A 26,789-nucleotide genomic window follows, 5' to 3' on the forward strand; every position below is an offset into this window, starting at 1 on the left:
GCTTTAAATTACTCATGAGTCAATAAGTTTAATGCACATGGGTAGCGCTATGCCCAAACATATACCCAATGCGAATGGATTTTAGGTGAGGAATGAAGATACCAAAACCTAAAAATCATTCGCGAAGAGTATACATATAAAAATTATAAGGAGTAGATAATCAATGACTAGCATTCTCTCTGTCGCCATCGTGGTGACACTTATTACTTCAGCGTTTATTATAATTCGCGCCGGAAACGTGAACTGCAAAGGAACAATACCCAGTTCCCTATTTGCTTTTATGGCTATTTTATTTACTTCTGGATTAGATGTGGGACTGATTATGTTCCCACTGACAGAGTTTCCTACTTATGCAAAAGAAGAAGCCTACCAATTTACCAACCCTCTCGCCATTGAGTTTGGCTTCTGGGGCTTTTTAGTCTGGGGGTTTTACTTTTTAACCACTTTTTATTTCTGTGTAATAGAGCCAAAAGTTAAATTATTTGAAATTCCTTTAGTCAAGCTGGTTAATAATCTAGTGATTATTGGTACTTGTGCTTTTACCGGCTATTTATTCCTTTCTTATCTCCCCAGCTATATCGAAGGTATTCCAGACTGGGCACGATTTGGTTTGGTTGCGATAGTAGTGGCCGCAGCAGTATTTTCCAGTACAGATATTAACTATGTTAAAATACTAAGTATTTCCTCAACCTGGGTATTTTTTGCATTAATTGCTGGCGTTATGTTTTTTGCCCCAGGCTTGGGTGTAAAAGAAATGTTTGGCACTATGGCCAATATAGGTGGCTACTTTTCTAATTTAGATAAGTTTGTTAGCCCAATTTCAGATTATCATCAGTTCTATCTATTCTGGTGGTTTAGCTGGAGTATTATGATTGGCCAATTTGTCGCTCGCTTTGTGGGTGGCTTAAAAACCTGGCAATTATGCATCGCTTTACTAGTTATCCCCTCTATCCCGCTAGCCATTTGGTTCTCAGTACTTTACTACTATCACGCCAGTGCCATCGAAGTCGTACAAATCATGAAGATCGCCATGGTATTTGTTGGAGTAGTATTTGTTATAAACTCACTGGACTCATTAATCCGTTTATACACATCTAACATGGGTATTACAGTGGAGCGATTTGGTAAAGTTCGCTATATGGCAGGAAATTTCATTGTAATGTACGGTTTAATCTTAGCCTATCAGTTCACACCATTTGATATTGAGTGGGTTGGCTTATTGGTAATAGGACTTTATGCAGTGATTTATTTCTTATTATTCAGACAGCGGGAACGACTGGTGGAAGCAGTTCAGCCAGCTTAACATTTTTCTCCTGATAGCTCCCTCTCTTGTCGAGAGGTTATAAAAAATAAATAGAATACCCTGCTACAAACGCTTGAAGGACCACAAGGTACTTCAAGCGCTACTAAAGCAGAGCTTAGCCAGCAATAAGCACACAGGCCTTCCCTAGCACTTTACTAACCTGATAAAGCAGCTACAAATGTCTAAATCGCTGCAATCCCTACAACCTTTGCAACAAGGATTTACCTTTTGCTGTTAGCCATATCAGCTTAAAGCGCTTATCCTCTTTGTTCTGCTTGACCTTAATTAGCTTCACATCTCCACTTCCTTCCCTACCCTCTTCCAATCGGCGGATTGTGGTAGCCACATTTTTCTCATTTACACCCATAAACTGGGATAACTCTGAAACCGAACAGCCTTCGTTGTCTTTGATAGCCATTAGAGTGGCTAGAGTCCGGACAGTTAAACGAGGGTGCTGTTTTGACAGTTTGGTAAGCTTTTTGGTGTTCATCATCGATACTTCTTTTTTTATTTCAACTTGAAGTACCAATAAGGATGGCAAAAAGTCCAAAAATATCAAGGTTTTCAGCTTACATAACTCAACAACCACTACAACACAATGTCCATAGAAATTTCGACATACATGATAGCTGTGTTATGAGCCCCCTCTCCAAGACAAATGAGTCTCTTTGAAAATGGCTAAATCACCATTTAGCTGCTGAATACAATGCTCCTTCATTAAGGAAGACGCGAACGTAAGGTGGTAAAGTTCCAGCCAGTAGCAGTATAGAACTGATCAAATAACAGCTTTGACCCATCCGTAATGAGGGCTATTTTTCATAAATTTATTAATCTCCCATAATTTTTAATACTTCTTGCTCTAATGACAAATAATACCAATCTAAATTTAACATTTGAGCCCATAAACAGTCCCCAAGACTATAATGCCACCATTCATTCTCAAAATTAACAAATCCCTGTGAAGTCATAGCATGATAAAGAATTCTTCTGTTAATTTTTACTATATTAGTGCGAGTTATACTAAAATTAGTATTTTTAATATTATTTTCGAAATAATCTGTGGCGGAAACAACTGTCATATCATCAAAGTCACTACCAAAATCTAATTGCTGCTGTGTATTAATATCATATAAAGCTAGATCAATAGAACCACCTGAATTATGGGGTGGTACTGCAAATCTAGAAGGCTCATCCGGGTGGGCCGCAAACTTTCGTACCTCTTGATGAAGTTGTTCGTCACTAAGATGAGGTTTATTTTTTATGATTTCAAGTTGAAACCTATTAAAAATATCTCTCTGGGTTTCTTTTGTTCTGAAAGCATCAAATATAAGTAATCCTAAGTTGTCAGGTAAGTTATGAACAACATTATTTATTCTTTTTAAGATTGATTTTCTTGTATATATTTTTTTGTAGTTCCTTTGTAGCCTGCATTATAATATGAGTTTACAACTTTAATTCTTTGGCTTTCAGGTAGTTCACATATATCGTTATTTTTATGTAAAAAACAAATTTCATTATCTAAATTGCGAGTATAATTAAACTGAATTTCTTTGTTGTAAGTCATAGCGTTTTATCTTGTAAATGTTTTCAAACTATATAAGCTATAGTTAATATTGGCTGTATAAACTTTCTCTATTACGTAGCGCAAATGATACAAAACCAATAATTTTCTTGATAGTATTATATAGATATGTAGAAAATTCATTATATTTCTTCCCTGACCATGCACGAAGATGACTCGCTTTTCATTTTTAGATAACTGATTGAGCCACAGAGTTTGTGAGAAGTCACATCAAACGTGTTTTTTTAGGGTCAACAACTTGGATTTGGATTAACAAGTTAGTTATTTTCTTTAAGCGCCGATCAATATTCAACCATTATGAGTTTACAAAGTGAGCCAGAGTTTACCCTTGCTAACCGAATTTGAAAAGTCCAATAAGCATTTACATCAGAGCCAAACATTGAGTTAAACATAGGCATTGTAGCAGCCAGTAGTTCACCAAACCCATTCTCTGCTTTTGCGCCTGGATGCTGTCTAGTATAAATGACACCATTTTCAACTTTTGACTCCCGCTGGATTTGATTACTATATAAATAATTGGCTATGCAGCCACTATATTACTTACTTAGTGGGTTGAACAGATATTATCGTCATTATTAAATTTGTAAATATAACCAGCCTATAATTTTCAAATAAATAATACTCTAGATTTAAACTATGCTATTTTTTCATTAAAAATATTCTAATTGTTCAGTATGCAATCAAACCGAAGAGCTGTTTAAATATTAATCACCGATTAATAAAGCTAGAGGTGATATTTTTAAGTTTCACCTTTTTCTATCACACACACAACCTGAGGTTGACAAGACTTCCACATGTACTGTCTCTCACCCGGTTCTAGTTCTTGTTTTAAACCTATAGACTCACTGTTCTCTTCAATAAATTGTCTAGTGCAAAAAAGCTTGTTAATATCAAAAGGTTGTTCATTAAATGGTATTATCCCACTGATTAACGCCATTGCAGAGAGATCATCCTTCGTTTCTCCAAAAAATTTTGAGTCAAACTTATGTATACTTAACTTTGGCTTATGCATCGGCCACTCTTTTGTCAAATATTCTTCAATTCCTTTTGCTGCCAAAAGTTGGTTTTGTGACTTATACAGAAGATTTAGTCTATCAACTATAATTTGATCATGTTTTTTCCTATAATAATCGACTGTTGCCTGTCCCACATATCCTTGCTCATCATCAGCAAAAGCCAAAAATATCCTTCCTCTTGGCTTTAACTGTGAATATAAAAATTTAATAAACTCAATAAGCTCTTTATCTGGCGTAAAGTTACTATTACACCAATCAACTAGATGATAAATCATATGAACCGCAATAATTAAATCAGCTGGTTTTTGTAGATTTTTCCGATAAACATCTTGGACTGGGGACTGAAAAGATTCATTAACCCTTATGTTCGCTTTTTCCAGCCGACAAATATACTCTTGAAGCATCTTAGAATTAGGCTCTACTACTGTAAAATAAGCACTGTTTGGGATATTCTTTTTAAGAATCAAGTCAACCATTTCTCCATTGCCACCACCCACATCAAAAACATGTGGTTTATCTGGAAGTTGCTTAATCAAGTTACTAAGTAACGGTATAAAATCTTTTCTTTGGGTATTACCAATAAAAGGATCCAAAGGTTCTAAGCTGGGTTTCATCACTCTTTTACAAAAGGAACTAAGGTATGCTTCATTATTCGTTAACTGACCAAATTCCATATGAATTGACTGAGATATCACTTTCAACTAGCTCCATTTTTTAACAGGATATTTTCTATCTTTTAATAGCATTCATCAATACAACCATATTATTACCGATTACTTATCACTAACAAAAGATAACCTTCCTTAGACGGTTCACCACAAGCTAAAACTGCTTGGTTAACTCAGCCCTATCATATTCCACCCTATGTGGACAAGACAACAACTATCGTGGTTACCTTGCCATGAAAACAGAAGGTATACAAAGTTATGTAAATATGTTTTTTCCAATAACTGGTAATTGCTGATACATAGCAACGGTGATGCAACATCAGACCAATCCATAACAGTAGTTGATAATGCTGTTAAAGCTTTAGGCTCATTAGATTATCGGCCTGCTATGAGTCATTCGCCAATTATTAGAGAAGAACAGTGAGATACATTATCAGCTGTAAAAGCGATACCATTATTTATATCAGTATATACTTACTACTAGAGTGATTGGGGCAAGGCGCAAAGATAACAAAACCTAGAAATCATACGTGAAGGGTATATATTCTTTTATGAAAGTAACCCGATGTCTTTAAGAGCTTGTTTTAATTCCTTTTCTCTACCCTCTCTTGGCCACCCAACTATTTGCTGTTTTAGTTTACCATCTAAGTAAAAGTAAAATGTAGGTGTTCCCCAATAAGTAATCTCAGGCCAGTCAGATTCCTTATAGGTATAAGCCATTTTTATCGGCGCATTTTTCTTGTTACTCTCTACTACCTCATCTATATATAACTGGCCAGTAACAGGCATTATCCAGGTTGAGTGATTATTAAATACTGATAAAATTTCTCGTTTAGTTTGCAGCCAGGATAAATATCGACGTGATGGGCCACATATTGGTGAACTAATAACAACTATTTGAGCACCTTGAGAAAAATCAAATGACTTTTGTACCAAAATTTTTCCATCTTGCTCAATAAATAAAAGGCTACGCCCTCCCCCTTCATTTCCTTTTATAGTCGGTAATCGTGAAAGACCTATATCTGGGTACTGTTTTTTTAGCCGATTAGCTTGTGTAAACTGGCGTGTTTGAACATAGGCTCTATACATTTCACTTAACTGACTTTTATTTTTTTCTCCACGCTTGATTGTTTCATCCAGCACTGTCTGCATGTAATTCACATGAGTAACATTGCTAGTATAAAAAGCTATAGTGTGGATGTTTTTATAGTGCTTGTATAACTCTTGTATACTAAGTTCTCTGAATGATTGTCGATTATCTATACAGTTTTTAAATAGTTTTTCATAAGCCTTTAACTTTTTAGATACCAACTTACCGTCAATTGACAAGCTGTCGTCTTGGCTCTCAATTTGGCTTATATAAGAAGTAATTTTATTGGTATCTATCGTATTAGGGTTTTCACAATCAAACTGAAAGGCTTCAATGGGAAAACTGAAAAAACAAACAAAAATCAAAATATAAAAATGCATAGTTATCTCCTTTTAGTAAGCTACTCATTTTAACTCAATAACTTCTGGTTGACTGCAGTTTCATGTTAATAGTATTCTTATTCATCTAATCCGAGAATATATTTTAATATCATTCTATTCCAGAATGATTCAAGAAAAAGCTGGTTGTTTTTTATACTAGCAACTTTATTAAGTACTTATAGTTCAAATTATAACTTAACAAAACAACACCCAAAGTATTATATGATGCTACTTTCATATATATTAAACTCATTAATTGACAGCAATAGAGTTATTCTAAATGATAGTCACTTTGAACCAGAGTATGTCTTATGCTTATTCGTAAAAAATGGCTTATAACTCTTACCTTATTAACCATTGTAATTTTATATCTTGATACTGAACCAGCTTATCTGCCTACAGCAATATCAGTACCATCAAACCAATTAAGTTTACCTAAAGTAATTGCTCATAAAGGTCGTTTAGAAACCTCTCATTTCCCAGCAAATTCACGAGGAGCATTAACCGAAGTATTAGCAAGCAGTGTTGATGCATTAGAGGTAGATGTTCGTATATCTAAAGATGGCATTCCTTTTTTATTCCACCCTCAAAGACTAGAGGAAAGCACCAATAATACAGGTTTTCCAGAGTCTTTTTCTTGGAAAGAATTGAAAACAATACAATATCGTAGCTCTCCATCAGAAACTATCATGTCTTTGGAAGAACTCTTCAAAATAGTAGGCTCTAAAAAATGGATTTTTCTCGATGTAAAATCGAAAAATGTTAATAATGAAGTATTGATTAATTCAATCAAATCCTTAATTAAAGAACACTTACTTTTTGAAACAGTAATTGTTGAGTCATTTAACCCATTTTTTCTGACCGCAATGAGATTAGAAGCACGTGATGTACAACTGATGCTAGATTTCACCTTTGATTCGAATGCTATAGGAGAAGAAAGTCAATCTCAATTTGATCAAATACCATGGTTGCTAAAACAGGCCTTCGTGCAAAAACAGCTTCGCAGAATCATTCGACCAGACTACTTAGGTCCAAGATGGACTATTCCTGTAAAAAACTTAAAAAAACTAATAACCCATGGTTATCCTATAATTACTTGGACACTGGACTCTAAAGATACTGCCCACAAGTTTTTAGACATGGGAATAAAGAGCATTCAAACCAACAAGCCTCTACAGATGGTTACTCAATTTAGTGCTCTACCAAATCACCTGGTCGATGCAGGTGGTGTATCAGCACAAATATCAGATGTAAGATATGTACAGAGTGTGTCTGATGTTTTAAATGCAATAAGAGACGCCAAACAACAGGGTAAGAAAATTAGTGTAGGCGGCCGCCGACATTCTATGGGTGGACAGACTTTATTATCAAGCTCGATTCATTTAAATATGATGGGGATGAATCAGATACATTATGATGCAGAGCATCAAGAGCTGATTGCTGAAGCAGGTGCAACATGGAAGCAAATACAACTCCTTTTGGATAAAGAAGGTCGCTCTGTTAAAATTATGCAATCTGATAATATTTTTACTGTAGGAGGCTCTCTTAGCGTAAATGCTCATGGCTGGCAAGTAAAGCAGCCACCTATCGTTTCATCAGTGAAATCACTTAAAATAGCCACAGCTAATGGTGAAGTTATTGAAACCTCTCTAAACAAACATCCCAATTTATTTAGAGCTGTTATAGGAGGGTATGGACAACTTGGTGTAATTTTGGAAGCACGCCTTGAGACAGTACCAAATAGTACCCTAAAAATGTCTTCTGCCTTCTTTCCTAGCCATGAGTTTATTAGTCACTACACCCAGCAAGTCAACCAAAACCCTAATGTGGAGCTCGCCTACGGTCGACTATCAGTTGCTAAGGATAATTTATTTGATGAAGCAGAACTCGTTTGGTTTGAGCGAATCGATATATCATCAAATCAAAAACTTGAGCCAGAATCATTTATTGCACTGAAAAGAGCCATTTTTAGACAGTCACAATACTCAGAAACTGGCAAAGAGTTTCGCTGGGCTTCAGAAAAGCTATACACAACTTCATTAGGAAAGCTTATACAAATGTCTCGAAATACTGCAATGTATGCTGATGTTCATGTGCTTTGGCCTTTAAAACCTGGGACACAGGATATTTTACAAGAATACTTTATTCCTAAATCGGCTTTAGATAAGTTTCTAAAAATTTTTAAAACAAGAGTGTCAGAGCATTCTGTTAATTTATTGAATGTTACCATTCGAGAAGTACTTGAAGACAAAATTTCTTTACTTAATTACGCTCAGGAAGACAGCTTTGCACTAGTTTGCCTTTTTAACTACGAACCAACTCAAAAAGAAGAAGTAAAGATGAAAATCTTCACTCAAGCAGTCATCGAGGATATTCTAAGTCTGAGTGGTTCTTTTTACTTACCCTATAGAAAAAATTATACTAATCAACAATTAAGGAACGCTTATCCAAAGCTAAATGAGTGGATGAAAGTAAAACTCCAATGGGATCCAGATACACTTTGGATGAGTCAGTTTGGTGAAAAATTAAAAACTGCAATAAAATAAAATGTATGTCCAATACTAGTTTTTCAGGTGAAATCATCAAGTGACTAAACCCAATCACCATAGTTTTTAAAGCGCAGATTCAACTAACAAATGCAACTCAACAACATCGAGGATGAGAGGGGTTATCTGCTATACTAGCCCGCCTCCCTTTTCACCACTCTACTGAAAAATAAATGACATAGCTGGGTAAATATTAATAGATTTTAATTGATGTTTAATTACCCACCCGCTATGGCACCAATAATCATAAATGGCTTTTCGCCTGAGTTGACTTCTTCGGGCAGTAAAAAGTCAAATGGCTCATGAGAAATATCTTTTCCGCAGGCAAAAAAACGTAAATAAGGGCGGCGCTGCTGAGTCACATGATCTCGAATTGTTCCCTTCAACATGGGAAAGTGTATTTCTAACTCATCAAAAATTATTTGCAAGGTAGCAGGCCCCTCAACGTTAAGCTGCACTTCGCTAGTAATATGAGCCAGTGTTCTTAAATGTTGAGGGAGTACTATTCTAATCATGACAATGTTTGAACTTCTACAGATAGCACTGCTGGCAAGTCTCTAACAATAGGTGCCCAGTTATCGCCACCATTAGAAGACACATACACCTGCCCGCCTGTTGTGCCAAAGTAGATACCGCACTCATCAAGTGAATCAATTGCCATCGCATCTCGCAATATATTGACATAACAATCACTTTGAGGCAGACCTTTAGTGAGAGGCTCCCACTCGTTGCCACCCGAACGGCTACGATATACACGCAACTTGCCGTCTGGTGGATAATGCTCTGAATCACTCTTGATAGGAATTACATAAATAGTTTCAGGCTCGTGAGCATGCACAGCAATGGGAAAGCCAAAATCAGACGGCAAGTTTCCACTTACCTCATACCACAAATCACCTGCATTATCACTGCGCATAATATCCCAGTGCTTCTGCATAAAAAGCACTTCGGGACGTGATGGGTGAAATGCAATACGGTGTACACAATGACCAATTTCTGCTGCTGGATCAGGAATATATTCTGACTTTAAGCCACGGTTAATTGCTTTCCAGGTTAATCCTCCATCATCTGTGCGAAAAGCACCAGCTGCAGAAATAGCTACATATAGTCGTTTAACATTGGTTGGGTCCTGAAGGATGGTATGCAAACACATTCCACCCGCTCCTGGTGACCATTGGGCTCCAGAGCAATCACGCAAGCCAGCAATTTCTCGCCAGGTTTTACCACCATCTGTCGTATGAAATAGCGCAGCATCTTCTACTCCAGCATAAACCTTATCTGGGTCCGTTAGTGAGGGTTCAAGATGCCATACCCGCTTAAACTCCCAGGGGTGTTGGGTTCCATCATACCACTGATGAGTGGTAAGCGGCTTTCCTGTTTCAGGTGAAGTATCGTAAACAAACTTATTACTTTCCCCTTTAGGCATACCATCTTCTGTGGTAGCCGATTCACCAGGGGGAGTGCCAGGCTGTTCCCAGGTTTCTCCACCATCACTAGATCGTTGAATGACTTGCCCAAACCAGTCACTAGTTTGTGATGCATATATTCGATTAGAATCAACAGGAGAGCCTTTAATATGGTAAACCTCCCAACCTCCGAAGAGAGGTCCTTTAACATCCCACTGCTCACGTTTTCCATCTGATGTCAGGATAAATGCGCCTTTCCGTGTACCCACCAGTACCCGTACTTTCATTATGCTCTCCCTAGCCCGATTAATTCATCAAACCACAGATCACTTCCATGCAGTCCAGCTTACAGTCTAGTAAACAATGAGTAATCCAGACATATAATAGAAAGGGACATCACCATCCTTCAGCCATTCAAAATCCTCCAGCCGATAAGAAAATTTAGCTACTTCTCTACCCATTAATACATTGGTTACATTCATTTCCCAAGGATGTACCTGTGCACCCGGGCACCATCCTGCTCTTGAATATTGCCAAGTTCCTCTCTGTACACCATCTGTCTTAGTTTCCCAACAATCAGTTCGCCAGACTTCCCTTGAATATTCATTATCAGCAACAGTATAAAAATGCGTCTTTGGACAAAACTCTGCACAATTCTGCCTATTATTCCAACCATGACCACTGATAAATGAACGCAAAATATATTTTTTACCTGCGGGTATTTCTAGATTAACTGGTCGAACCTGTTGGTGGACAGGCTTATCTGGCTGGCCAGACTTCCAACTTAAATGTGGCCAAATTGGAATTACTTGTTTTGCTTCAGGCTGTGGGGGCTGCCCTCCAACAAACTCAATAGAAGCATTAAATAACCAACCATCACCTTGTGCATGGCCCTCGCCAACCCAAGTATCAATAAAAACTCGCATGGTTTGCTTACCAGTAAATAATGGGCGCAATGCAGTGAAATCTGTTTTCCAAGAAAAACCTACTCGATAAGCGGTAATAAAACGATCTGCTTCTAAAAAGTACTCATTTTCAGTCCCTTTATTCATCACGAAACCAAAGTTACCATAACGATCCCAATAATCACACTTGGTCTGATTCGGACATTTTAAAGAGAAATGTCCAACTACTGACGAGTAGGTTTTGCTAGCTTCAGGAAAATCCACTTCAATATCAATTACTCGATGATTGACACCTCCAAACTGAATCCAACTGCTTTCAAAAACATTTACCGTTGTATTATCACCAGGCAAACGGTTGAGAGATGATATTGTGTTTTGAGCAACTGCAGTATTATGTGAATGATTAACAACTTCTAATCCTGCCAATGCCTTCTGCAGAGACAGGAGAGTGATTATAAATATGGATAACTTCCCTATGCTCATAGCCATTAAAAGCAACCTCCATGTTTTGTTGACTTTATAAATATATTTGCCAGCTCATCATGAATAGGTTTCTTTTAACTTTTATGAAGATAATGCGAATATTATTTAGAACTACTCTAAATCACACCGTTGTGTACTCAAGGTCTTTCGCCTTAATAGCTACCTCACGCAGCTTTCTTGTTTGCCATCAACAATAATTACCATAACAATTGCCACTACCATCAATTACTCCCAGCTACAATAATCTATTATTTAAGCTGTTTTTATGACTATATAATTCATTTTCAGTAATTACATATTACCATAAATACACTCCTTTTGATTTATAACTTTGGTATTATATAGCCACCTATAGACAGGCGAAGGCTTTCCCTAGCCAACATTATTCCCGTATAATACTTCGATATAAGTTAATATGCAGTATAAATGGAGAAATAAGCTGAATGAAAAACTATGAGTGGATTGTGTTTGATGCTGATGAAACCCTGTTTCATTTCGATGCATTTAGTGGCTTGCAGCTTATGTTTTCAGATTTTGGTGTTACTTTTACTCTACAAGACTATCATGAATACCAAGTAGTCAATAAACCCTTATGGGTAGATTATCAAAATGGTGAAATTACTGCACAACAGTTACAACATCAACGCTTCAGCACTTGGGCTGACCATCTGCAAGTTTCAACGCAACAGTTAAATAGTGCTTTCTTAAGTAGTATGGCTGAAATTTGCACACCACTTACAGGCGCTATCAGCCTATTAGACACCATTAAAGGTAAAGCCAGATTGGGTATTATTACCAATGGTTTTTCTGAGTTACAGCAGATTCGTATTGAACGCACTGGGCTTAAAGATTATTTTGATTTTGTAGTAATCTCCGAACAAGTGGGTATTGCTAAACCTCATCGGGATATTTTTGATCACGCACTTGCTATTATGGGTAACCCACCTCGCGAATGCGTGTTAATGGTTGGCGACAACCCAGGTTCTGATATTTTAGGGGGAATTAATGCCGGTCTGGATACTTGCTGGTTAAATGCAGATAACAAGCCTACTCCCGAAGGTATTAACCCTCATTATCAAGTTGCTTCTTTATCAGAGCTTGAAAGCCTATTAATAACTAAGTTGGGTTCGCCTGAAACACTCCAAAGCTGCACTTAGATTTAACGACTTAAGCTAGTCAGAAGTTTATTAAATTCTGACTAGGGTTAAAATTTAACAATATCAGCAATCAATAACTATCTGTTCATTTTAAATTTATTATTTTTCCGATTTCTTGCCAGATATCTTCACATTTATTCTTACAATATACTGCAGTTTTAAATGCTGATTGTTCATCTCTATACTGGCTTAGTAATTTAGCATGTGTTCTCCAGAACTAGAAGCAGGGTTATTACAGAATACACCAAATCTCCAAGCAACAAGCAACAGAGTCCGATGGTCATTTTTCTACCAAATGCTAACACCATACTTGGAGTTACTAGAGACCATGACTCGAATAATAAGAATTATCGAGAAGGGTATAGATACCCTAACGTTAGGTTTTATCTACTCAACTGTGTTACCATTTGCATCCTGGCTTACCGCCAGTAAGTAAGCGTCATCGTTAGTTGCATGGCCAAAGCGCCTGTCCCTCCTCAAGAGAGCCAATTACTGAATGCCGCAATGTGCAAATAGCACACTCACGGCAAAGCTCATCATTATGTAGCATTAGCCCTAATTTATTAGTTTTATGGCGAGTAATTTTGCCAATAGGAATTATTAATGACTTTTGAAACACTTGGTTTGTCTGAACCGATTCTTCGTGCCATCCAAGAAAAAGGGTATAGCAAACCATCTCCTATTCAGGCAAAAGCAACACCAGCTATTCTGGATGGCAACGATATTATGGCTTCTGCTCAAACGGGTACTGGTAAAACAGCTGGTTTCACGCTGCCTTTACTGCAGCGCCTAAGCAAGGCCCCTAGTGCAAGAAACAACCACGTACGCGCACTGGTTTTAACCCCAACCCGTGAGCTTGCTGCTCAGGTTCATGAAAGTGTTTTAAGCTACAGTAAGCACTTACATATTCGCTCAACGGTTGTGTATGGTGGCGTCAAAATCAATCCACAAATGATGAAGCTACGTCGTGGGGTGGATGTGTTAGTTGCAACACCTGGACGCTTGCTGGATCTCTACCAACAAAATGCTATTAAATTTACTGACATAGAAACACTTGTTTTAGATGAAGCCGATCGTATGTTAGATATGGGCTTTATTCATGACATAAAAAAAATTCAAGCTTTAATGCCAAAAGAAAGACAAACGCTTTTATTTTCCGCCACTTTTTCTGATGATATTCGCCAGCTGGCTAAAGGCATGTTGAAGAATCCTTTGGAGATAGATGTTGCACCCAAAAACACCACAGCAGAAACAGTACAACAACTGATTCACCCTGTCGATAAAAAGCGCAAAACCAAATTATTAAGCCATTTAATTCGCACTGAAAAATGGTCGCAAGTATTAGTCTTCATTAAAACTAAGCATGGGGCTAACCGCCTGGTAAGGGACTTACATGGAGATGGTATCTCTGCAGCCGCAATTCATGGCAATAAAAGTCAATCACAAAGAACCAAGGCACTCTCTGATTTTAAAAGAGGCAAAGCGGATGTATTGGTAGCCACAGATATTGCAGCAAGAGGCATTGATATTGACCAACTACCACAGGTGGTAAATTTTGATTTACCTAATGTGCCAGAAGATTACGTACACCGAATCGGGCGGACTGGCCGTGCAGGAAGTCAAGGTCAAGCTATTTCGTTAGTAAGTGCAGATGAAATAAGACTGCTGCAAGATATTGAGCGCCTTATTAAAAGAAATCTTGAGCGAGAAGAAGTTGGTGGATTTGAACCTGAGCATGTCGTGCCAACCTCAAGAAAAGCCGATCCCAATCAGAAACCCAAACGACCTAAAAAGTTGAAGGTTAAAACAGACTTTACTAAAGCGAATACTAAGGGCATTGTTCGGTCAAATAATGGCAACAGTGAAAGCCGCAAGCCACAACGAAAAAAAACGAATAATAAAAAAACTGTTGGAGAGCAACAAGTCAAAGCAAAGAAGAGCACTCACAGTAAAAATAAAAAGCCAGCAGGTGGCCAAACGAAGAGCCAAATTGAGAAAAAGCGTGTCTTTTTGAAGTAAAGAGATCATTCAGTCAAAGGTTCTCAAAAGCCCTAGTGGTGCATTCGTAAAATTGGGTAACACTCTTCAAAGCCATTTATTTTCTGGCAAGGCGCTTTTTTGCAGGCATAGTGGGCCTACGTCAAAGAAAAGCAACACTGCTAGAGGATAAATGGAGAAGAAGTTGTTACCTTATTTTGCGCATGGATCACTAGCTTAGAGCTTTTATTAACCAAATAAACAACAACTATCTTACAATTCAATCCCATTTCAGATTAAAGGCGGCGGTGTAATTTCAAATTTAGGTACACTGACAGAATCAACACGGCCTTGTGTTTTTTTATCTGTAATTTCACTAATATTAATAATTGTGGTTTTACCTGTTTCATTGTTGGCACTGACAGAATAAGGCCCATTGGATGTTACAACCGTGATGTAAGTTTCTCGGGAGCCACGACTTATCGAAATATTTTCAAACGCCTGACCATTTTCAATTTGCCCTTGCCAAACCTCAACACCATCTTGAGTATTATAGGTTGAGACAATAGTTGCCTTATAATTCTCATTAAGATGTGGCAGTGCTATCTCTAAGGTTTGGCCCAAAGCTAGACTTTCTAAAACATTAAGGTCCACTTTAGCATGGCCAACATGAATACCATCTTCTTCAATAATAGGATTATTGGCATCGACAACCCATGCTGTTATGGCTTCTCCTGCTCCTAAGCTATCTTCATCTGCAGTTTGTTTTTCACGTGGTAGTTTGAGGTTTCCTAAATCAATTGGCGTCATACCCGCTAATTTATTTTTATTATTGGATGCAATAATTTCTTCTTGACTAATAGTTTGTTGCTGTATTATTGGTACAGGTTTTTCATCTACTAGAACGACGTCATTGGATAGTACTGATTGACTACTTTGTTGATTTATTATTACTACTGACACAATACCAATTGACAGTGCACAGATTCCTAATATTACAGGCCTTAACATATTTTAACCTCTAACCAAATTGATTCAACAAAAACATAGTCTGAGAAAACAAGGGCAGCATAAACTGCCCTATCAGTTATAGTTCAACCCGAACATTATCGATGTTGAAGTTCACACCTGGTTGAGGTCCAAATAAGAAGAGTTTTTGCTTGCTCACTTTTCCTTTTGGTGCAATCTTAATAGTTCCACTAATCGTATTCCATTGACCTGCTGACACAGGCTGACGCTTAATGGTTTCCCAGTGATAGCCATCGTCATCAACATAGTACAGTCTCATGTCTGCGTGTTGAATATCCTTAACCTGCCCCACTAATTTAAAGTCAGCTTTCACCTTATAGGTTTGGTTATTTTTTAGTAAGCCTTGCATGTCGTAAGCTGCTCCTGCATACCAGTATTGACGGTTGATGACAGCTAAACTGTAGCGGCCTTCAACTGCAGACTCCGAAGCTAAAGTTACATCACTACGAAAGCCTTCATACCAGCTTTGTAAGCCATTTTCTTCAAAATCACTAGAAAGGACGGGAGCTGGTTTAGTTGGCTGAACTGGCTGAACTGTTCTAGTTGGTTGAGTTGTTAGAATGGTCGGCTGGTTAGTTGCTAGTTTAACCACAGCCTCATCTAACATAAATGAAATACCTGAGCGTGGAGTATAAACAACTAAAGCAGCCCCTTCTGCACTCTGTAACGCTTTACTTTGCTTAATCGTAAAGTGAGCTTTTAACTGGGTAAATTCTTGATCAGTGACTGATTTCGATTTTAATTCGCTGTAGTTTTGTCCTGGCACATACAACAATATTTTCACATCCGTACGAGTATTATTCTCGGTATCTAGTTTTACCTTAACAGTAAAGTCATAACGAGTATTTAGCTTTAATCCTTCAATTCGAGTATAAGCACCTACAGGATATTGATCATTTGTTATTTTTAGCACCTGGTCTTTTCCGCAGGATTTAGTCACAGACTCAACTCTTAGTTGGCTCTCATAACTCGCCTCCCAACCTTGATATTGGCCATTATTGAACTCAGCATTTTTAATTAAATTTCCAGCTATCTCTGGTTTTTTACATATTTTGTTATTTATAAAAGTTCTGGTTGAGATTGTAGTAATTGTTGTGTTCGTGGTGGTATTAGTGTTGTTAGTTGATGTTCCAGTTGTATTGGTATTCGTTGTGGTTTCTGTGGTATTAGTGCGAGTGTTATTTGTTGTGCTTCCTGTTGTATTAGTGTGGCTGTTTTTCGTTGTGCTTCCAGTAGTATTAGTATGAGTGTTATTCGTTGTTGTCCCCGCTGTATTAGTGTGGGTGTTTTTCGTTGTACTTCCAGTAGTATTAGTATGAGTGTTATTCGTTGTTGTCCCCGTTGTATTAGTATGGGTGTTATTTATTGTTTCAGTTATATTAATATGTGTATTATTGGTATTAGTTAAAGCATATTTAGTGGGCATAAATTCAGCTAATTGCATTGCTACCCGATTTAATGCCAAAGCAGCATTAGCACTGTTAGAGTCATGACTATCAACTCCACACGCTATTCCTTTACATTCACGAATATCAGGATTAGAAAAATACGGTAAGCGAGGAACCCATTTTCCTTCGCCATAAGCACTTTGATAGGCCATAGTCGTTACAAATTGACCATATTCGCCATGGCCCACGCCCCAGTCAAAAATTGAACCTTTACTTTTTTGAGCACGAGAATGGCTTAATCCCATATTATGGCCCAATTCATGGGCATAGGAGCTAACACAGTTTAGTGCTACCCAGTTGTATGCCAGTGATTTTGAGCTAGCAAGTATCCCATCCTTGCCATTGTTCCAAGGTAAGTAACCCAAACCACAATATTGACTAGAAGGCCCGACTAAGGTTACAAAATCAGCCCCATGCTTAGCTCTAAGTTCTGCAACATACTCACTATTTTTTAACTTTTTTAATGAAGGCCTTGTTAATTTATCTTCAAATCCTTCTGACTCTGGTAAAGCACTATGGTGCACTAATCGTAATTTAATATTGATCTTACTATTTTGATAACTTTTATTGGCATAATTAACGAACTGACTTAACTTAGCTGCCATATCATGTTTATTATCTGTATTTTTCGTATAAACCGCCATAACATCTAGAATTACTGGCTGCTCAGCTGATGCGGCTATACTACTCATTAATGTGACGGCTACTACTAATTGGTTAACTAAAGCGTTACCAAATAAACTCATTATTTTCTCACTCCCGAAATTATCAATATTGTCATCAAATAAAACAGTAAGCTTTTATTAAGAAGTACCTTTGTAGTACTTTAGTCATAGCAGAATAGGTTATATTGGTTATGGCAATAGACATCATTAGCCTTACTGAATGCGCAGGTTATTCATTAAAATTTGACGCGAACTTTACAATAAAGTAACACACGTTTACTTTGATGTAGTTCTCACTAATTCAAGAATATCAAACATGTATCACTATATAATATTGATATAGAGCACAAAAAATTTGCAACCAGATATAAATTACAAAATAGAAGAGATGGCATATAAGTTGTTATATTCAACTATTGTAAGTATTACTAATGTAATGAATCGCCTACAATTCATACAAAATACTGCTTATATAGTAAACACATTTTTACACTAGCAATTTTGTGGATATATATACCCATCATGAATCATTTTTAGGTGTAAAAATAAAGTGGTATATACTCACAGCGAAGGATAATTTAGGCGAGGCCACCGAGCAATGAAGCCCCAGGAGTTTAGATAAACTAAATGACTGGGGTGAAGAGCGATGGTAACAAAGCCTAAAAATCATTCGCGAAGAGTATAGACTTGAAGGCGGGATGATTATAATAAGGGTAAGCTAGGGAGAGGATTTAGGTAATCTTTTGATAAAAACTCCCCCTTTATAGAAAGAGGGAGCTTTTTAGTTAATGACTAAAACAAGCCTAGTCATATAAAGGATAACGAACTGTACTTGCTATTTCTGCTTCAGATGGCATGTGATTAGTATGCTTATGCCTTACCTCTTCCATACTTGCTGAAGCTGTTGATCCCTTCTGTTTTGCTTTCAGTTCTGTTATCAAATTATTAGTCCAAGTATAGTATTCACTACTATAGCGTCTTGTCATAGAGTTAAGCTGAACTTTATATTCTGACAGCTGATTGTTACGTAACAAATTTAGCAACTGTAAATATTCATACCTATAACGTTCGTACAAGAAACGGTTTAAAGTATAAGCCCAGCCATATATCAATGTTTGAGATTCACCATATATCACATTAGTGACCTGACTCATTGATGGGATACCAGACCTCGCTGATTGCAATAAATTATTAATTCCATCTTGGCGAAAGTCCTTTTTCCAAGCAATATACTCAGCTAAACCTTCTGTTGACCAAACTACATCACTCCCTTTCTTAAAATGATCATATTGGCTAAAATCACCATACTTGTTAAAGCGTCCGTCTAAATAATGCACATATTCATGTTGCAAATTTCTAATATCCCATTTACCAAATCTATTTTCCTCATAAACAAACAATCGTGCTTGGTTATTCTTTTGCGAAGGGGTGCCTTCTAAATAATACCCACCATTATTTGTCATTAGTCCTCTATATAAAGTTGAGCCATACTTCCTATAATCTTTTTTAGAATTAAAAATAACCAGTTCTAAGTCTGTATTAAAATCATCTTTTACTGGCTGCCAGTTCGTGCTCATCATAGAATGGAAGTCATACTCTTGTCGACTTAACCTGGTACAGACGCCCTTTACTTCTTTTGAAGATAATTGTTGATAACGTAGTTTTAATGAGTTACTGCATTGATGGGTATAAGGCAAAATTTCCGTTACTTGTAATTTATAGCATAACCCTGAAAACTCCTTATTACAGCTTTCAGTTGGGTTTTCACGAGTTTGGCTTACATAAGACTTGTAGAATGTGGCTTTCAACTCTCTCTGATCAGGATAGCGTGACTGGGCTCGTACAATATCAACAACATTTTGCTCAATTAACTTGTTCCAGCTTTCCTCTCCCTTGATATACATCTTGCCTAAAGAAATTATTGTATTTAGTAGAATATAACCATCTTTTTTATTATTGTAACGGTTTTTAAATTGAGCTAAAGAGCTTTTGCCAATTTTATTAAGCAAGACTGGCAACTTAGTTTGAGAAACAATATTTTCTTTTAATATAGCACCTTCATTTTTTGCAAAATATGAAAACATATTAAGTGTTAAGAACATTTGACCAATAGCAGGGCTATATCCTCTTGCCCCATTTACTGCATTCTGTTGCTGATAAATACTTTCGAATAAGTTAACTAAGTTAGGTAATTGTCTTGCAAAAATTCTTCGTGCAGTTTTATTTCTAATACAATGATCAAGTATTGTTCCATACCCTTTTATAATAAGTGACGTACGATAATTAATCTCTGCATTCATATCTGGAACAATATCTGATAGCTCAGGCATTGTAATTAATCTTGTTAGTGTAGCATTGATCAATGATGCATCACTTAAAGAAAAATGGCTTGCAGACTGGTTAGCCAGCCAAGCCTGTATATAAGTCAATAAACCATCGAAAGCTTCATCTTTTGCGCTATTATGATCAGCTAAAAATGCAAGTGATTTAAAAACATCAAGCACTTTCTCTTTTGAGTAAATACCCATTGTCATACTATTACGTTGAGAATGAGTTGCAGACAGAATTGTTTGTATGTGACTAGGTAAACTTGCTTTGCTTGTCCAATGAGATGGATATAATTTTACTGGGGTTGTGGGATTATTTGGCTTGCTAGGTTTAGAAGGTTTATCTGGGGTACTTGGTTTACCTGGATTATTCGGCTTGGTAGGTTTGCCTGGCTTAGTCGGTTTATTGGGTGTTGATGTAGAATTATTAAATAACAAATAAACAGAAGAAATATTTGAGATTGTTTTACCATCAAAAACTTGATAAGAAAAAATATCCTGCTTAATATTAGCCGCTGAATAATAAGTAAACTTTCCTGTTGCTGAGTCTAACTTTAATTCGCCGTGCTTTGGTTGACTAACCACTTTATAAGTAAGCTTGTCATTATCTTTATCTTCTGCCCATACCCAACTATTTAGTCGCTTACCTCTTTCAACAGCATCGCTATGCCCTATAGTTAGTGGTGCCTTATTTGTGCTATGAGTTGTTGGCTTAGTAGCCTCTGTATTAATTAAGAATTGAACAACTGATTCATTAGAATATTGCTCACCATCCCAAACTTTAAATCGAAACTCATCATAGTTTTTTTGGGGTTTATGTACTGTATAAGTAAAGGTTCCTTTGTAATTATCAAAGGATAGGGTACCAAATTTTGGAGAACTAACTAGCTGATAATATAAAGTTGCCTTTTCAGGATCCTGCCCCCAAACTTTTGCCTTAACTGGCTTGCCAGGAAAAACCTGATGGCTTTGACTCATAGTGGTTGGTGCTTGGTTTGCAACTACAGGGTTTGAAAATAAGAGAGAAGCCACACAAGAAGCAGCAGCTAATTTGATAATTGCCCCATCGATACTTTTCATTTTATACCTATTTAAATGATGGTTTAAATTTCTGCGCGAATTATGTGTCGTCTAATAATAAACGAAGTGATTTAGTTCAAATTAAAAACAGGTCAAGTATAAAGTGAGCTAAAAAATGTGACAGGAGGAACCATTTTAATGTGTTGGCTCACACATCCATACAAAAATAAATAGATATACTTCTCATTTTTTTATCACAAGATTAATACAGAAGTTTAGGTCAATCCATTATACTAGTATTTAAAAATTTAATACTTTAAGAGTTTTATTTTAGCTTAGCTTTTAAGAAAAGAACTTATGAAGGCAAAGGTCAGTTCGCTTTTTGTATCCTTTACGATGTTTTTTAGGCTATGTTATCTTCACCCTTTATCACCAGAAATGTTGTGAATGCAGAAGTTTTTAACTGCATTCACAACAATCACCTATTACTTATAGGCTTATAGAGTCTCATCATTTGACGAAGGTGCCAAAAAACTCATATTGGGTATAATATTCTCAATACAAAGGACATTGCAAGGCTCAACTTTAATATTAACGTTTAACGCAAGCATTACTGACCTTCCCCCAATAACACCCTGCCAAAATCCTTTAACAATTCTTGTTGTGTAGAAATACAACCTGCTTCAGCAACTAATCCACTAACGGTCTTATTTAGTGTTTCTTTATTTAGTTTATTCTGTAGATTTAATTGATATAGTTTTTCTGCAGTAACAACCACTTCAGAGCGCCCATCTTGAATTGCAGAGTGAACCAAAATTTCACCTGAACCTTTTTGGTCTTGCAACCTGGCAGAGTTAATTGTTTCCACAAGTTTATAGAGTTGTTTTGGGGTAATAGCCCCACGATCAGGCCATTGATTAAAATTTATAGCAGTTACCTGTTGTGAATAAACTGTGCGTAAAGCTCCTTCAATATGATTACTTTCAACAGTAAACTTTGAGTTCGTTACTTCATCGTTCTCTAGTTTTTTCTCATCTATTAGATGCCCAGTTTTCGCACTTAGGGCCAGAGGCTCTTTAGTAACTATGAAATGATCATCTCTTTTGCCATACCAGGATTCACGCGGACCTTGTAACTGGTAGTCAGCGCTGTTTAACCCAATAATAATTCGCGTATTCTTTTCAACAAGATCCCCCCAAAAGTCAGCAGCCGTCGCCACTTGAGGACTGCTTCTAATGCGCGATTCAGATAAGCGCTTATCAACATTGTTAGTGTTATGATCACTATCTTTAGATGTCTCTTTATTTACCTGCTGAACCTTAATACTTCTGCAAGATAAAGCTCCAAAATCTCTAGTAACACTCTCAGGTGTCTGGCTTTGCTCAAATAGCTGACGAGCGCTGCTTTCAACAAGCGTAATAGTCGAGCCTTTAAATGTAGCTTTTACATCAGCCTTTTTCTCAACTTCATTCTCATTCGAAATATTGATATCAGCAGGCACAATTAGTGAGCGTGAAATTTGCCAATCAGCCAAAGCACATTCTCCATTTACAATTATAAAAAACTGCTATTGACTCTGCGTAAGCCATGTCGTCTTATAAAAACAACCTGCAAAGCTCAACACCATCTTCCAGTCTATGCTACCTATTATTGAGAATATTTAGAAATAGGACGATTTTTATTATTACTGATGTAACATTAACAAGTATATTTACTAAAGCACAATCTTAATTTTTCACTCAATTAAACCAAGCTAGTTGTTAATTAATATTCCTACATTATGTTCTTTTAACTTTAAGTAGCTGGTTTGATCTACTACACAAAAGCTCAAAAACCAAGTAATATAGTCAAGTATTTACTTTCTAAGGGCTGCTTCTGTTGTGAAATCAATAACTGACCTGGCATTTGATAACCAGTTTGCCCAACTTAATGACTGCTTTTACACCAAACAGCCCCCAACACCTTTAACTAACCCTCACCTAGTTAGTGCTAATGAATCTGTTGCTAATTTATTGGGTTTTGAACTAACTACCAGCAAAGATACAGACTCTTTGGTCAGTATAGGGAGTGGCCAAAAAGTTTGGCCTGCGGCAGAACCTTTAGCCATGGTCTATTCAGGCCATCAATTTGGCGTTTATAACCCCCAACTTGGTGACGGAAGAGGCTTATTGCTAGGTGAAATATGCACCACTAATGGCGACAAATGGGATCTGCATCTTAAAGGGTCTGGAATAACACCTTACTCTCGCCAAGGCGATGGTCGAGCAGTATTACGCTCGACAATTCGAGAATATCTATGCAGTGAGGCAATGCATCACCTGGGCATCCCTACTACACGTGCATTATGTATAGTCGGCAGTAATGAACCTGTATATCGAGAAACTGTAGAAACAGCCGCTACTTTAATCCGAGTAGCAAAAACTCACTTAAGGTTTGGTAGTTTTGAGTTTTTTTATTACACCCGACAGCATAAAGCACTAAAAGAGTTAATTGACTTTGCAATTGAACAATACTATCCCAGTTTATTAGGTAGCCAAGATCAATATGAAGAGTTCTACCGTCAAACTGTCATAAAAACTGGTCAGCTCATTGCTTACTGGCAAGCATTTGGCTTTGCCCATGGCGTAATGAATACAGACAATATGTCCTTGCTAGGAGATACCTTTGACTACGGTCCTTTTGGTTTTATGGATGATTATGACCAGGGATTTATTTGTAATCACTCAGACCACTCTGGTCGCTATGCATTTAACCAACAACCATCAATCTCATATTGGAACTGTGCCTGCCTTGGTCAAGTGCTTGTACCTTTTATAAAACCGGACACCATCAAGCAGCTATTAAGTGAATTTGAAAAGGCTTTTATACATAAATATGCTGATTTAATGCGGCAAAAGCTTGGACTGTTAGAGTTGACTGAATCTGACCAAGAGTTAGTACAACAATTGTTTACTTTAATGCAAAAAAACAGCGTAGATTATACTTTATTTTTTAGACAGCTTTGCGACTTTATACCTAATCAGCAAAACTCTTCTATTAGAGATCTATTTATTGACCGAGATGGATTTGATAACTGGGCTAAACAATATAGTCAACGACTAGCTCAGCAAGCTGACAGCCAAACAAACCGCTCGCAACAAATGAAATCTGTTAACCCTAAATATATCCTACGTAACTACCTGGCCCAACAAGCCATAGACAAAGCAACAAAGCAGCAAGACTTCAGCGAAGTCAATCAACTGCTAAACTTATTAAAAAAGCCTTTTGCTGAACAGCCAGATAGGGAGCACTACGCTAAACCTCCTCCCGAGTGGGGTAAAAAGCTGACTATCAGCTGCTCATCTTAGGCCCGCTCGAGATTGCAACTGCTCACAGAGTAGGTGGTTTACAATGGCTGATACTCAATACCTACTGAAATCTGACTCAGGTAAGCTGGCCAAAGCCTATGATAGTATGTCATATACCACTTACACCACAGGCAATCGACATAACTTGTTGTTTATCAAACTAATTTTCATCCGTCCTACGTTTAAGTTTAGTAGAGTTTTGTAGCAAAAGTACATACAACTTTTGTAGCATGAAAAATAGCCCATTTGACAAGAAGCTACTTTTGTGTATCGCTCTACTTTATTTACAATTTTGCTACATCAAAAGCCTGAAGATGCCTTAAGAAACCCTAGCCGTAAAAACAGGTAATCAAAGACAGACAGCAAAACAAAAAGCTGAGGACTTGAGACAGAATTTAAGGGGAGGTCGTGAAACGCGACCCCCTTGTTAATCCCTATATTTACTAGAGGCACTGCTTTAGTGCTTGGAGGGATGAAACGCCCCCTAACAATACAAGCTTTATAAATATTGGGGAGGAGCGAAGCGTTCCCCCTAGCAACCTCTCTCACTCCTTGCTAATGACAGGCTCAAACTGAGCAAGCTCTCGGTATCTACTGGTCATCACCATGTAAAGCCTGTCTTCTTCTTTTTCTGGGACCACAAAGGAGTCATGCACCCCAATGATAGGCACATTGTCCTCCTGAAAAGTACGCATCACGTTAAAGGCAATTGTGCTGTCCCAGTAATGTAGCTGTGCCCAAGTCTCTCGGAAGAAGTACTGCGAGAGTGGTCTATGGGCCTTCAGGAAGATATCTACAGCCTGCTTAATATCCTTGTAGCTCATCTCATTTCTAAGCTCTTTGTGCAAGGCCTGGAGAGCACCAGATTGACTTTTACAATTGAGGCAGACAAGGGCTATTTTCTTCGCTATTTTTCGTTGTATATCCCCGAACTCGTAGCAGTCTTCAGGACTCTTTAAACCGCTCATGTTGTATAGCAGCCGTAAATGCAACGATTTAAAATCAAGCTCAACCGTTGGCTGTCCATCTAACTTTATTGTCCTCCTTTCTTCCTTCTTTAAATTTTGAATTGGGGAATAAAGCCTGCCACCATGGGAAAAATCTTTGTGAAACTTTCGGTGATACTTCAGGAATAAACTGTGTGGCTGCATTTCTTCCTGGTCATCCGCTGAGGTGTATATTAGTGAGTGCTGAGCAATGAAGTTATTAAAAGACTTCAACTGCTGTCTAAATTGATTGGTCTTTTCTGTGTCCTCGTACTCAATGTTTTTTGTATTTTCATCACCTAAATAAATAAGCTCTTTATCTGGGTCTATTTCCATGAGTGAGCATGTGTCTACAAGCTCCTGAAGCCACGCTAGGCCTCCTTCCGTTAGCTCAATAGTACTAGGGATGCCTGTTGCTTGCCCCTTGCTCTTAAAGCCCTTCAGGACACGTATACGGCCTTTGTTTTCTAGTCCATTTAACAAGCTAATCATTGGCTGATAAGAAATGTCTTTAACTGCATATCTTGACTGGTTGCTGTAGTGACTTTTTGTGCGTGTTATATGAAGCCCTACAGACTCCTCTGAGCTTATTTTATTTCTAGCTAGGGAATTGGTGTGTAGATTAAAAATAATTGCCTGAGTGGCTTTTAAATACTTCTCACGATGCCTTTTAACCTTGCCTCCTAAAATCTCAGTTACTACATTTTCTTGGTCACTATTAAAAGCTCCTAAGTGCAATGCTGGATAGTGGCTGTAGTAGGTCTTTTCTTGCAACTTGCTCAAGACTTTGTGCTTCTTGATATGGGGTGTTATTACTTGGTTACGCATGTAAGTATTTCCTAGTTTAGTAGGTTGAGTGATTAATAAAAATGATTAGAAATATGCTATCTATGAAGGGGTATTTCGTTACGGTTCGGGTAGCGAGGGGAAGCTCTAAGATGAGATAAGATATCCCTAAGGATACCTAAAGATATCTTTAAGTTACCTCTAGCTAGCTATAGATATCCTTAGCTACTTAAGCTTATTTACTTCTTAGTTACTTATTCCTTATTAGTTATTCTCTTCTTAGTAATTCTTTTAATAGGAATAAATAAGACATAACAGACACAGAAGCTATAGGTAACTAGAGGATAACTTAAAGCTACCTTTAGTCTGTCTTAGTTATTTATTCCTTTGTTATTAATTCTTCCTACTCAATTAATTAGTGATAGGTGAATAGCTAGGTAGTGATGAGATGACTTAAGGCTATCTATGTGCATAGGCTGACCTTAAGCTAACTCATCGTGACTAGCTGCTACCTTTGGCTTGTTTGTCTTTGTTGTTAATTGACCAAGAAAAAAGATTAAAAGAGAGAGGCTTATTGATGAGCTGTATTCAAGGCTGTTCAAATAGGTGACTTTAAGTTCAGCTCTAGTCAGCTTTATCTTGACCCAGGGCTAAACCATCCTTTTGTT

17 protein-coding genes are annotated in these 26,789 nt (G+C 37.3%); 5 read left to right on the forward strand and 12 right to left on the reverse strand.

Annotated elements, in window-relative coordinates; genetic code table 11:
• Nucleotides 1-163: 163 nt before the first annotated feature.
• Nucleotides 164-1,303 carry a BCCT family transporter gene (locus OQE68_RS09290; protein WP_180569271.1) on the forward strand — a complete coding sequence of 380 codons (1,140 nt, stop codon included), beginning with the start codon at nt 164-166 and terminating at the stop codon, nt 1,301-1,303.
• A gap of 199 nt (nt 1,304-1,502) precedes the next feature.
• Here the strand turns inward: OQE68_RS09290 and OQE68_RS09295 are convergent, their stop codons facing one another.
• The 4 genes from OQE68_RS09295 to OQE68_RS09310 all read right to left on the reverse strand — a co-directional run bounded on the left by OQE68_RS09295 (nt 1,503) and on the right by OQE68_RS09310 (nt 6,039).
• Nucleotides 1,503-1,796: a MarR family winged helix-turn-helix transcriptional regulator gene (locus OQE68_RS09295; protein ID WP_266195582.1), complete on the reverse strand. Its 294-nt coding sequence runs from the start codon at nt 1,794-1,796 to the stop codon at nt 1,503-1,505.
• Nucleotides 1,797-2,130: 334 nt separating this feature from the next.
• On the reverse strand, nt 2,131-2,706 hold the full coding sequence (locus tag OQE68_RS09300) for a M15 family metallopeptidase (RefSeq protein WP_180571166.1): 576 nt from the start codon (nt 2,704-2,706) through the stop codon (nt 2,131-2,133).
• Between the two features lie 918 nt (nt 2,707-3,624).
• On the reverse strand, nt 3,625-4,575 hold the full coding sequence (locus OQE68_RS09305) for a class I SAM-dependent methyltransferase (protein ID WP_180571162.1): 951 nt from the start codon (nt 4,573-4,575) through the stop codon (nt 3,625-3,627).
• 543 nt (nt 4,576-5,118) lie between these two features.
• Nucleotides 5,119-6,039: a hypothetical protein gene (locus OQE68_RS09310; protein WP_180571161.1), complete on the reverse strand. Its 921-nt coding sequence runs from the start codon at nt 6,037-6,039 to the stop codon at nt 5,119-5,121.
• Between the two features lie 311 nt (nt 6,040-6,350).
• On the opposite strand from OQE68_RS09310, the gene OQE68_RS09315 reads away from it, so the two are divergent.
• Nucleotides 6,351-8,585, forward strand: a complete 2,235-nt coding sequence (locus OQE68_RS09315; RefSeq protein WP_180571160.1) for an FAD-binding protein — start codon at nt 6,351-6,353, stop codon at nt 8,583-8,585.
• 218 nt (nt 8,586-8,803) lie between these two features.
• On the opposite strand, the gene OQE68_RS09320 is transcribed toward OQE68_RS09315, so the two are convergent.
• From OQE68_RS09320 to OQE68_RS09330, 3 genes are all read right to left on the reverse strand, one after another.
• Nucleotides 8,804-9,100 carry a MoaD/ThiS family protein gene (locus OQE68_RS09320; protein ID WP_180571159.1) on the reverse strand — a complete coding sequence of 99 codons (297 nt, stop codon included), beginning with the start codon at nt 9,098-9,100 and terminating at the stop codon, nt 8,804-8,806.
• Nucleotides 9,097-10,278, reverse strand: coding sequence for a WD40/YVTN/BNR-like repeat-containing protein (locus OQE68_RS09325; RefSeq protein ID WP_219340204.1), 1,182 nt, complete (start codon nt 10,276-10,278; stop codon nt 9,097-9,099). Before OQE68_RS09325 ends, OQE68_RS09320 begins: the two co-directional genes overlap by 4 nt.
• Nucleotides 10,279-10,344: 66 nt before the next feature.
• A complete protein-coding gene (locus tag OQE68_RS09330; RefSeq protein WP_180571158.1) occupies nt 10,345-11,322 on the reverse strand; it encodes a peptide-N-glycosidase F-related protein in 978 nt (325 codons plus the stop codon).
• A gap of 500 nt (nt 11,323-11,822) precedes the next feature.
• Here OQE68_RS09330 and yjjG point away from each other — a divergent pair, with 500 nt between their 5' ends.
• Both yjjG and OQE68_RS09340 read left to right on the forward strand, forming a co-directional pair.
• Nucleotides 11,823-12,536 (forward strand): pyrimidine 5'-nucleotidase, encoded by a 714-nt coding sequence (yjjG, locus tag OQE68_RS09335; protein ID WP_180571157.1) that lies wholly within the window; start codon nt 11,823-11,825, stop codon nt 12,534-12,536.
• Between the two features lie 603 nt (nt 12,537-13,139).
• Nucleotides 13,140-14,555, forward strand: coding sequence for a DEAD/DEAH box helicase (locus OQE68_RS09340; RefSeq protein ID WP_180571156.1), 1,416 nt, complete (start codon nt 13,140-13,142; stop codon nt 14,553-14,555).
• A 249-nt stretch (nt 14,556-14,804) separates the two neighbouring features.
• On the opposite strand, the gene OQE68_RS09345 is transcribed toward OQE68_RS09340, so the two are convergent.
• From OQE68_RS09345 to OQE68_RS09360, 4 genes are all read right to left on the reverse strand, one after another.
• Nucleotides 14,805-15,524, reverse strand: coding sequence for a protease inhibitor BamI-like protein (locus OQE68_RS09345; RefSeq protein WP_180571155.1), 720 nt, complete (start codon nt 15,522-15,524; stop codon nt 14,805-14,807).
• A 76-nt stretch (nt 15,525-15,600) separates the two neighbouring features.
• Nucleotides 15,601-17,736, reverse strand: coding sequence for a carbohydrate binding domain-containing protein (locus OQE68_RS09350; protein WP_180571154.1), 2,136 nt, complete (start codon nt 17,734-17,736; stop codon nt 15,601-15,603).
• A 722-nt stretch (nt 17,737-18,458) separates the two neighbouring features.
• Complete coding sequence (locus OQE68_RS09355) at nt 18,459-21,062, reverse strand: collagenase (protein ID WP_180571153.1); 2,604 nt, start codon at nt 21,060-21,062, stop codon at nt 18,459-18,461.
• A gap of 550 nt (nt 21,063-21,612) precedes the next feature.
• On the reverse strand, nt 21,613-22,536 hold the full coding sequence (locus OQE68_RS09360; protein WP_180571152.1) for a protein-tyrosine phosphatase family protein: 924 nt from the start codon (nt 22,534-22,536) through the stop codon (nt 21,613-21,615).
• 346 nt (nt 22,537-22,882) lie between these two features.
• Between OQE68_RS09360 and OQE68_RS09365 the strand changes: the two genes are divergently transcribed.
• Nucleotides 22,883-24,349, forward strand: a complete 1,467-nt coding sequence (locus OQE68_RS09365; protein WP_266195583.1) for a protein adenylyltransferase SelO — start codon at nt 22,883-22,885, stop codon at nt 24,347-24,349.
• 545 nt (nt 24,350-24,894) lie between these two features.
• Here the strand turns inward: OQE68_RS09365 and OQE68_RS09370 are convergent.
• Complete coding sequence (locus tag OQE68_RS09370; RefSeq protein WP_266195584.1) at nt 24,895-26,163, reverse strand: hypothetical protein; 1,269 nt, start codon at nt 26,161-26,163, stop codon at nt 24,895-24,897.
• Nucleotides 26,164-26,789: the final 626 nt, after the last annotated feature.

The organism is Spartinivicinus marinus, assembly GCF_026309355.1.
GTDB lineage: Bacteria > Pseudomonadota > Gammaproteobacteria > Pseudomonadales > Zooshikellaceae > Spartinivicinus > Spartinivicinus marinus.